An 8,409-nucleotide genomic window follows, 5' to 3' on the forward strand; every position below is an offset into this window, starting at 1 on the left:
GGGCTCCTTGGGTGGTGCAGACATTCCGACGTTACTGTCGACACAAAATGGCGGTCAAGGGTCTTGCTCGCCACGATTTCGCCTATCTGTCGACACTAGGCGATTTCTTTGATGCGCCGACGCAGGGCGAGCGCCGTGGTGGACTCCTTGGGGGACAGATAGGTGCGGAACAGTCCCTGGGGGTCGTACCGGTGCCGCAGCAGCTCCAGCCGTGCGGCCTGCTCCGCCTCCAGCCCGCGGTCGGGCCGGTCGGCCGGGTTGGCGTCGGCGAACTGGGTGCCGTGCGCGAGCGGGGCCAGAGCCCGCAGGGAGTCATGGGCCCAGGTCTCGTTGCGCAGGTCGTCGGCGCGGTCGTGCCAGAGGGCGTTCGGTGAGAAGTACAGCCGTGCCTGCGTGGACCAGCAGGCGTTCTCGCGGGTGGGCTGACCGCCCCAGAGCATCCAGAGCAGGAAGCTGTCCCGGTTGGGCAGCCCGTCCAGTACCCCCCGCCCGGCGTCCAGCACCCGCTCCACCGGGGCGTCGGTCCACACCCCGTCGACCGCGTACCGCCGGCCCTTGGGGGTGAGCGCGTCGGAGAGCGCGTACAGGTCGTCCAGGCTGGACGGCAGCCGCTCCGCGGTGCGCAGGGCGTGCCGGAGGAACGGTGCCTTCTCCAGCGGCTCCAGCATCGCGGGCCCCTCGTCCGGGGTGCAGAAGGCCGCCGCGGTGATCATCGTGGTCGGGCGGTCCAGGCCCGGCGTGAAGGCCACCTTGGCCGACATCTCCAGCGAGTCGGAGATGTCCGGCACGGTCTCGTGGCTCCACGCGAGCACCTCGTCGCGCATCTCGTACGGGAAGACGTACGCGCTGCGCAGGATCTGTTCGTACGCCGGATACACCCGCAGGTGGAAGCGGGTGACGACCGCGAAGAGGCCGGGCCCTGAACCGCGTACCGCCCACATCAGGTCGGGATGAGTGTCGTCGGTGGCGTGCACCAGGGTCCCGTCGGCCAGCACGGCGTCGACCGCCTCCACGCTGAAGCAGGCCGGCCCCAGGGCCCGGGAGTTCCAGCCGTAGCCGCCGCCGATCAGGAATCCGCCCACTCCCACCGACGGGCAGTGACCGCTGGGGAAGACCAGGCCCTCGGCGGCGAGCAGGGCGTTGAAGCGGGTGCCCTGGACCGCGGGGCGGACGGTCGCCCGGCGGTTCGGGGCGTCGATGACCACCTCGTCCAGGGCGGAGAGGTCGATCAGCAGGCCGCCGTCGCGCACCCCGGTGCCGATCCAGCTGTGTCCACCGGACCGGACGCTGACCCGGGTGTCACGGGCGGCCGCCCAGCGCACCCCCTCCTGGACGTCCCGGTCGGTGGCGGCCAGGAGGATGGCGTCGGGGTGGCGGTCGGGTTTGCGCTCGTTCCAGACGGCGCCGAGCCGGGCCTCTTCGTAGCCGGTGGCGCCCCGGACGAGGAAGGTGCCGTCGAAGTCGTTCATGTCTGCTCCAGGCGCGGGTCGGACGGACCGTCCGCTACGGACGGACCGGACGGGAAGTCGAAGAGCGCGGCCGGGTTGTCGACCATGAGGCGGCGCAGCAGGCCGGGGTCGGGGGCGATGTCGGCGAGCAGGTCGACCAACAGGCCGTCGTCGGGGGCGGCGCCCTCGATGTTCACGTGCGGGTAGTCGGTGCCCCACACCACCCGCTCAGGTGCGTGCGCCACGAAGGAGCCGGCCAGTGCGACGGCGTCCGCGTAGGGCGGGCCCTGGCGGGAGATCCGGTCCACGCCGCTCACCTTGAGCCAGACGTCGCCGGAGTCCAGCAGGGCGCGCAGACTGCGCAGGGCGGGGTTGCGGGCACCGTCCGCCAGGTCCACCCGCGCGAGGTGGTCGATGACCACGCGGCCGGGCAGGGAACGGATGAGGGGCTCGTACCGGGCCACCTCCTGTCCCTTGACATGGATCTCGGTGACCCAGCCGAGGCCGTCCACGCGCTCCAGTACGGAGTCGATCTCCTCGCGGGTCGGCGCGCTGCGCAGGTGCGGCAGGAAGTTGAGCCGGAAGCCCCGGACGCCCGCACGGTGCAGTTCCTCGATCTGCTCCCGGGTGGTCGTCTCGCCGATCAGTGCGACTCCGCGCAGCCGGCCGCCCCCGGCGGCGAGTGCGTCGAGCAGCACCCTGTGGTCATGGCCGTTGCACGACGACTGGACGACCACGGCGCGGGACAGGCCCAGGTGGGCGTGGAGGGCCGCGACCTGCTCCTTGGGGGCGTCGACCGGGGTGAAGGTGCGCTCGGGCGCGTACGGGAACACCGTGGCCGGCCCGAGGATGTGGCAGTGCGCGTCGCAGCTGTCCGGCGGCAGCACGAGGGAGGGGCTGCGCGGCGCCGGGTGCGGAGGCGGGCAGCCCGGGGTGGGCGCCGCTTCGTGCAGGGCCGGTTCAGTCACAGCGGGCCGTCATTCCGCCGTCGACCACGATCTCGGTGCCGGTGACGAAGCGGGCCTCGTCGGACGCCAGGAAGAGCGCCGCGTACGCCGTGTCCCGGCCGTCGCCCATGAACCCCAGCGGGATCCGGGCCTGCCGCTGGGCCAGCAGCTTCGCCACGTCGCCGCCCGCGCGCTGCCCGGCGAGCCGGGCCTCGACCATCGGGGTGTGCAGCTGGCCCGGGACGACCGTGTTCACCCGGATCCCGTCGGGCGCGTACTGGACGGCCGTGACCCGGGACATCTGGATGACCGCGGCCTTGGCCGCCGCGTACCCCACCTGCGCGGCGCCGGTCCAGCGCAGCCCGGACGCCGAGGCGGTGTTGACGATCGCGCCCCCGCCGCCGCGCCGCATGATCGGCACGACCTGTTTGCACGCCAGGAAGGCACTGGTGAGGTTGGTGCGCAGTTGGCTGTCCCAGTCCTCCAGGGAGAGCTCGGCCGCTCCGCCGGCGCGGGATCCGCCGACGTTGTTGACCAGGATGTGAATCCGGCCGGCCTCGCGTTCCACCTGCTCGAAGTAGGCCGCCACGGCCTCCGGTTCGGTCACGTCCAGCAGTTCGGTGTGCGCCAGCCCGCCCTCCTGACGGATCTGCCGGGCGGTGACCTCCAGCGCGTCCTTGTCGCGGTCGGTCAGGTACACGGTGGCGCCCTCGCGGGCGAAGATCACGGCGGTGGCGCGGCCGTTGCCCCAGCCGGGACCGACGCTGCCGGCGCCGCTGATGACGGCGGTCCGTCCGGCCAGACGGCCGGGCCGGACGGGGGGCACGTCTTGGGTCACGGTTGTCTCCCTCGGGTCGAGTGTGGCGTTCCAACTGTCGAGAGTTTCACTTAGTGTCGACAGAAAGTAAACATCCAAGCGAGGAACCGCCGCTCAACGCCACTTGTTACGCCTTAGTGTCGACAGCGAGTCGGCGGCGATGCTTGAATGACACGGCACAGACCGCCTTGGAGAGCCGCCCGGAGGGCCCATGGAGAAGCCGCCCGTATTCACCGACGAGGAGATCGCCTCCTTCCGCGCGGAACTGGCGGCCAAACGCACGCCGGGCGCGTACGAGCCGGGCCGCTGGTCGGTGAGCCCGCTCAACCGCCGGCCGGAGGTGCGCGGGCCGATGCCCGGCTCGGTACGGCTGCGCGACGCCACCTTGCGGTCGGTGGAGACCCTGCCGGGCGTCGTCGCCTCCACCGAGGCGAAGGAGGCGTATCTGCGCCGGCTCGTCGGCGCGGGTGTCCGCGAGGTCGTCACGGCCGGGCTCGCCGGGCGCGACGACAAGGCGTTGCGCGCCGAGATCGAGGTCATCAAGGGCGAGAACACCGACTGCCGGGCCGTGCTGCCGCTGCTGCGCACCACGCAGGACATCGACCGCGCCGCCGACGCGGGCTACGACGCCGTGCAGATCTGGGTGCAGGGCCTCGGCGAGGCGTCCCTCATCTACAACCCGGCGATCTACCAGAAGGCATGGCGGGGCGAGGAGTGGCGCAGCCCGGACACCCCGCGCGGCCGGGCCGACGTGCTCGCCCGGGCGGTGCCCCTCATCCGGCACGCCCGGTCCCGAGGCCTGGACGCGGTCGTCCCGATGCTGATGGTGTCCTACCTCACCGAGGAGGTGCTTCAGGAGTCGGTCGCCGTGCTCACGGAGGCGGGCGCCACCGAACTCACCCTCTTCGACGGTCCCGGCGCCATGAGCCCCGAGGCATACGGCCATCTGGTCGCCCGCACCAGGGAACTCGCCCCCGGCGTGCAGGTGGGCCTGCATCCGCACAACACCTTCGGACTGGCGGTCGGCTGCGCGGTCGCCGCGGTCCGGGCCGGCGCCGACGTCGTCGAGCTGTCCGTCAACGGCTACTGCGGCGGCCCCGGCAACGCCGATCTCGCCGCCACCGCCATGGCGTTCGAGACGCTGTACGGGGTGAGCACCGGGATCGAGACCGAGCGGCTGACGGGGCTGGCCCGCGCCGGCGAGGCGCTGACCGGCTATCACCTCGCCTGGAACCACCCGGTGACCGGCACCAGCGCCTTCTCCTGGGGAGGCATGGACCTCATCACCCAGGAGACCGCGGTCGATCCGCTGCTGCACAACTGCTTGGAGCCCACCCTCGTCGGGAACGCCCGCACGGTGCCCTTCACCCCCGACAGCGGCCCCTACACCCTCGCCGACAAACTGGCCGCGCTGGGTGTCGAGATCACCACCGGCCAGGTCGACGAGGTGCTGCTGCGGGCCCGCGCGGTGATGACCCGCGAGGGCCGCCTGCTCACCGACGCGGACCTGGCGTCGCTGGCGCGCGACGTGGCGGCCGGGGCCGCGCGGCACGACCGGACGGACACCCCGCGATGACATCCGGGCCCCGCACCGGCCGCCTTCCCCTGTTCCGCCCCGACCGGCTCTCGCCCGCACAACGGGCCCTGTACGAGGAGATCACCGGCGGCCCGCGCGCCGCCGGCCCCCGGCTCTTCGCCCTCACCGACGACCGGGGACACCTCAACGGCCCTTTCAACGCCATGCTGTCCAGTCCCCGGCTGGGCGGCGCGTTGCAGGCCCTCGGCGCGGCGATCCGCTTCGCCACGGATCTGCCGCCCCGGGTGCGCGAGACCGCCATCCTGGTGGTGGCCACCGTGTGGGACAGCGACTTCGAACGGTACGCCCACGAAGCCGTCGGCAGGGCCGCCGGACTGACCGAGGCCGAGCTGAGCGCGCTGCGCGAGGACACCGACCCCGGTTTCGCCGATCCCTTCGAACGTGCCGCCTGGTCGGCCGCACGCATGCTCGCCGCACGTCCGGAACACCTGGACGACGCCTGGTACGCCGAGGCGCGCGCGGCCCTCGGCGAGGCCGTGCTGTTCGAACTGTCCACACTCGTCGGCTACTACGCCACCCTCGCCCTCCAGCTGCGCCTCTTCGGCGTCCCCGCACCGAACAAGGAGCCCCAGCCGTGAACAAGGTCTGCGCGACCGCCGTCGAGGCGGTCCACGACATCACCGACGGGTCGTCACTGGCCGTCGGTGGGTTCGGCCTCAGCGGAGTGCCGGAGGTCGTGATCGGCGCGCTGTACGAACAGGGCGCCACCGCGCTGTCGGTGGTGTCCAACAACTGCGGTGTGGACGGCGCCGGACTCGGCGTCCTGCTCGCCGCCCGCCGCATCGCCCGGGTGACGGGCTCGTACGTCGGTGAGAACAAGGAGTTCGCCCGGCAGTACCTGTCCGGGGAACTGGAGGTCGAGCTGACCCCCCAGGGCACCCTGGCGGAGCGGCTGCGCGCCGGAGGGTGCGGCATACCGGCGTTCTACACCCCCGCCGGGGTCGGTACCCAGGTAGCCGACGGCGGGCTGCCCTGGCGGTACGGCCCCGACGGCTCGGTCGCCGTCGCCTCCCCGGTGAAGGAGAGCCGGACCTTCGCGGACCGGACGTACGTCCTGGAGCACGGCATCACCACCGATTTCGCACTAGTCCGCGCCTGGCGCGGGGACCGCCACGGCAACCTGGTCTTCCGCAAGGCCGCCGCCAACTTCAACCCGCTGGCAGCGATGGCCGGCCGGATCACGATCGCCGAGGTGGAGGAGCTGGTCGAGCCCGGCGCCCTCGGACCGGACCAGGTCCATCTGCCCGGCGTGTTCGTGCAACGGATCGTCGTCCTCACCCCCGAGCAGGCGGCCGCCAAGAAGATCGAACGCCGCACTATCTCCGCGTCTTCGACACAAGGGACGGTACGACACTGATGGCCTGGAACCGTGACCAGATGGCGGCCCGTGCCGCGCTGGAGCTGACCGACGGCTCCTACGTCAACCTGGGCATCGGCCTGCCCACCACGATTCCCGGCCACCTGCCGCCGGACGTGCACGTCACCCTGCACTCCGAGAACGGCATCCTCGGCACCGGTCCCTACCCGCACGAGGACGAGGTGGACCCGGATCTGATCAACGCCGGGAAGGAGACGGTCACCGTACTGCCCGGTGCCTCGTTCTTCGACTCCGCGCTGTCCTTCGGGATGATCCGGGGCGGGCACATCGACACGGCGGTGCTCGGCGCCATGCAGGTGTCGGCCGCGGGCGACCTGGCCAACTGGACCGTCCCCGGCAAGATGGTCAAGGGGATGGGCGGTGCGATGGACCTGGTGCACGGAGCCCGGCGAGTGATCGTGCTGATGGAGCACACCGCGAAGGACGGCAGCCCCAAACTCGTCGAACAGTGCACCCTGCCGCTGACCGGCCGGACCTGTGTGCACCGCATCATCACCGACCTCGGGGTCCTCGACGTCACCGCCGACGGACTGACGCTCGTCGAGACGGCCCCCGGCGTCACCGCGGACGAGGTCACCGCCCACACGTCCGCTTCTCTGCGGGTGCGGATCCAGGCGTAACCAGCGTCCGTACGAGACCGGCGACGCGCCGCGCCAAGCCCGACGCGACGCCGGACCACCCGAAGACGACACGCCCGATGATCCTGGAAGGCATGTTCCCGATAGGACCGCCGTCGAGCCAGGCGCGGACGGCTTCGTGGCCTGTTCGAGAGTCGTGTCGGTCGGCCGGCCGGTGATGTCGGCGCTGGACTGGGCAATGGGGCCGGCGGCCAGGATGAAGGAGAGGGCGCCGGGCCACGAGCCTTCGGCCGGCAGCCGGCCCAGGGGCGGCATCAACTGGACGAGGAAGTGGGCGGTGCCGACGCATCTGGTACGTCCACCTCGAACAGGTCGACCCGCAGATACTCGACAGGGCCGACCGCGAACAGTTCCCCTTCGCGACGGCCGTGGAGCTCGGCGGCGTGTGCGAGCCGCCACAGAGGGTGCCCAGCCTCCAGGAGATCGGCGAGGGCCTCGCGCACCTGCCCGACGACACCTTCGTGATCGTCGAACAGGACATGTATCCATGCAGCCCGGACCACCCCCTCCCGGTCGCCACCCGCACCCGCCGCGCGCTCCGCGACCCGGCTGTCGGCTGAACTGACACCCGTAGCAGGACACCGGACATCGCTTCGAGAAGCTGACCATCGGCCGCGTCGGAACGTACGGCCACGGGTTCCAGGCTGATGTGGGCCCGGCCGATGTCAGCTCGCCCGGCGAGTACCCGGGGGCGTAATTTCCGTGGTGTCGGCTCACATGTCCGCGACTACTTGTCGGTCTTGGCTACTGGCCACGCGCCCGTGCAGCGTGGACGCGGGGGAGTCAGCCTCGGTCAGGAGCTGCACGCCCGCGGCAGGGGGAGGCCCCTGGTGAGGTAGGCGCAGCCGCCGACGCCAACGGAGCACGCCCGTCGAGTCCGCCTCGGGCGGCCGACAGGTGGACACCGCACCGGAAGGAGCTCATCCTCTGGTTGTCTTCGCCCGCTTGGATGGGAACCACATCGACCACGCAACTTAACGGATCTTCCTACAGCTAGAAGGCAAGGGAGCGGTGGGCGGGCGGGAACGTGCGCTGCTATGTGCCCTCCAGCCGCTTGAATCAGTGTCGGCGACGGTTGAGCGGATCGCCTGCTGGTCGCGGGACGAGCCGCCGGGCCCGGTCGGGCGCGGCGGCTGCCGTGTCAGGCGGCGACGGTGACCGGCGCGAGCTCCTGCTCGAAGAAGGCCGTGAGCTCGGCGACGGCCGGGTCGACGTACTCGCGCTTGTCGTACATGTCGACGTGGCTGGCGCCCTCGATCCAGTGCAGGTGTTTGGGTTCCTGCGCGCTGGTGAAGGCCTCGACGCCCATGTGCCTGGTGACGGCYTCGGTGCCGAGGATGATCAGCAGCGGGCGCGGGGCGATGAGGTGGATGAAGCGGAACGGGTCGAAGGCCGCGATGCGGTCGAGGCTGTTCCAGGTGAACTCCTTCGCCGAGCGCGGGTGCTGGGCGCGGTCGGTGCAGTAGTACTCGAAGCCCTCGAAACCGTGCCGGCCGCCCATCGCCCGGGCCTCCTCCGCGGTACCGGGGAAGATCGGGAAGGTGCCGACGCCCTCCCCGGCCGCCTCGGCGGTACGCGCGGCGG

General features: G+C 71.6%; 9 protein-coding genes. 5 read left to right on the forward strand and 4 right to left on the reverse strand.

From position 1 onward, the window contains the following. Positions 1-95: 95 nt before the first annotated feature. The 3 genes from MB828_RS23475 to MB828_RS23485 are packed head-to-tail and all read right to left on the reverse strand — an operon-like array spanning position 96 to position 3,233. Positions 96-1,469 (reverse strand): FAD-binding oxidoreductase, encoded by a 1,374-nt coding sequence (locus MB828_RS23475; protein WP_301649951.1) that lies wholly within the window; start codon positions 1,467-1,469, stop codon positions 96-98. Further along, entirely contained in the window at positions 1,466-2,416 is a 951-nt protein-coding gene (locus MB828_RS23480) for an amidohydrolase family protein (protein WP_301649952.1), read from the reverse strand. The genes MB828_RS23475 and MB828_RS23480 overlap by 4 nt, the downstream gene beginning before the upstream one ends. Next, complete coding sequence (locus tag MB828_RS23485) at positions 2,409-3,233, reverse strand: SDR family NAD(P)-dependent oxidoreductase (protein ID WP_301649953.1); 825 nt, start codon at positions 3,231-3,233, stop codon at positions 2,409-2,411. The genes MB828_RS23480 and MB828_RS23485 overlap by 8 nt, the downstream gene beginning before the upstream one ends. A 190-nt stretch (positions 3,234-3,423) precedes the next feature. Here MB828_RS23485 and MB828_RS23490 point away from each other — a divergent pair, with 190 nt between their 5' ends. The 5 genes from MB828_RS23490 (at position 3,424) to MB828_RS23510 (ending at position 7,385) form a co-directional block, all read left to right on the forward strand. Beyond that, positions 3,424-4,788: a hypothetical protein gene (locus tag MB828_RS23490; protein ID WP_301649954.1), complete on the forward strand. Its 1,365-nt coding sequence runs from the start codon at positions 3,424-3,426 to the stop codon at positions 4,786-4,788. Next, entirely contained in the window at positions 4,785-5,387 is a 603-nt protein-coding gene (locus MB828_RS23495; protein WP_301649955.1) for a carboxymuconolactone decarboxylase family protein, read from the forward strand. The genes MB828_RS23490 and MB828_RS23495 overlap by 4 nt, the downstream gene beginning before the upstream one ends. Next, positions 5,384-6,166 (forward strand): CoA transferase subunit A, encoded by a 783-nt coding sequence (locus tag MB828_RS23500; protein ID WP_301649956.1) that lies wholly within the window; start codon positions 5,384-5,386, stop codon positions 6,164-6,166. The genes MB828_RS23495 and MB828_RS23500 overlap by 4 nt, the downstream gene beginning before the upstream one ends. After that, positions 6,166-6,807 carry a CoA transferase subunit B gene (locus MB828_RS23505; RefSeq protein WP_301649957.1) on the forward strand — a complete coding sequence of 214 codons (642 nt, stop codon included), beginning with the start codon at positions 6,166-6,168 and terminating at the stop codon, positions 6,805-6,807. Before MB828_RS23500 ends, MB828_RS23505 begins: the two co-directional genes overlap by 1 nt. 401 nt (positions 6,808-7,208) lie before the next feature. Next, the gene (locus MB828_RS23510; RefSeq protein WP_301649958.1) at positions 7,209-7,385 is read left to right on the forward strand and encodes a hypothetical protein; all 177 of its coding nucleotides are present in this window, start codon (positions 7,209-7,211) and stop codon (positions 7,383-7,385) included. 581 nt (positions 7,386-7,966) lie between these two features. Here MB828_RS23510 and MB828_RS23515 read toward each other — a convergent pair. Further along, the coding region (locus tag MB828_RS23515) for an alpha/beta hydrolase (protein WP_301649959.1) at positions 7,967-8,409 on the reverse strand (443 nt) is incomplete at its 5' end.

Origin of the sequence: Streptomyces arenae, from assembly GCF_022343545.1 — a bacterium.
Lineage (GTDB): Bacteria > Actinomycetota > Actinomycetes > Streptomycetales > Streptomycetaceae > Streptomyces > Streptomyces humi.